This window comes from Methanoculleus sp. 10 (assembly GCF_913757945.1).
Lineage (GTDB): Archaea > Halobacteriota > Methanomicrobia > Methanomicrobiales > Methanoculleaceae > Methanoculleus.
In genome coordinates, this window is sequence record NZ_CAJYDP010000025.1 from 1 (window position 1) to 1,254 (window position 1,254).

General features: G+C 58.9%; 2 protein-coding genes. One reads left to right on the top strand and one right to left on the bottom strand.

The annotated features are described in order from the left end of the window. On the top strand, nucleotides 1–328 hold a 328-nt coding region (locus tag QZ408_RS14770), incomplete at its 5' end, for a methyltransferase domain-containing protein (protein WP_292492830.1). 71 nt (nucleotides 329–399) lie between these two features. Here the strand turns inward: QZ408_RS14770 and QZ408_RS14775 are convergent. Continuing rightward, nucleotides 400–1,254, bottom strand: an 855-nt coding sequence (locus QZ408_RS14775) for a hypothetical protein (RefSeq protein ID WP_365996286.1), incomplete at its 5' end; no start/stop codon positions are given.

The following is a 1,254-nucleotide window of genomic DNA, read 5'->3' on the forward strand; positions in this document are numbered from 1 at the left end:
AAGGGCCGAATCGATCCCGCTCCGGGACGGGGCGTGTTCGTCCGTGCTCCTGGTGACGGTCATCTGTTTCATGGACGACCCGGTCCCGGCATTCCTGGAACTCCACCGGATCCTCGCACCGCAGGGGACTCTTGTGATCGGATTTCTTGAGCGCGAAGGAGCAGTTGCCCGGAAGTATCGGCATGATAGGGGAAAACACAGGTTCCTCTCCCGCGCTCGCTTCTACTCATCGGGCGAGGTGCAGGATCTCCTCGGGCGCACCGGGTTTTGCGTGACTGAGGTTGACTCAAAGGCCGGGTTCACGGTCATCGCTGCAGAGAAGAACTGAATAGACAACCCGCCGGAACGGCACCAGATCAAACGAAGACGCATTCCTGGAAGGGAAAATGAGCGGGGGCGTCAGTACACGCCCTCGCCCGTCACGAGGATGCCCCTTGCCGGGTAGGTGCCGTTGCACGGGCCCGTGAACTCATGGCGCACCATCTCGTGGTACGAGTTCGACTGCCAGCCCAGAACCCACCACTGGTTCGTCCCCAGGAATCCGCATGAGACGGCAAGGACGTTCTCGTCGTCGGCAGCGTCGAACGAGAGGATGAACGGCACCTCGATGATATACCCGGACGACCCGGGGCTCACGTAATAACCGTCCGTGGGTCCGCCGGAACTGCTGAGATTGCCGACAATCCGGTACGGCGCAAGCAGGGGTTCGGTTCCTATCGGCGTTCTGGTGTCGATCTCATGGTCGGGACCGGTACCGGGCACATAGAGCTCCATCTCAACGAGCACCGGTGTCTCCTCTGAATACCGGTTCGAATAGATTTGAGTGGGTTTGGGGAGCTCCGACTCGTTCTGCCCCGGCATAATCGGAATCGGCGTAATACGGTTTCTATAGACGGGATCGATCCGGTCGGCCGAGATATTCAGCATGGGAATGTCGTCGACGTGCTCGATCGTTACTGATATGTTGTCCCGGTCGAAATGGCTGAAACTCGCACGGGAGAGGTCAAGGGGTGTCACGTTCGCTCCGGTCTTGGGGTCGTACCGGGAAGGAAGAGGGATCAGGAGGACCGCATCTTCGATAGGCCCGGACGTGGAGATCGTCAGGTCGTAGTGATACGACGACCTGAAACTCTCCGATGCGGATTGACCAAGATTTGCTGCAAGCAGCGCTATACATACGAAGAGGATGACCGCGAGAATGCCTGCCGCGATGAGCACCTTCCTGAGAACGTTCATACGATTCATCGCTACCGG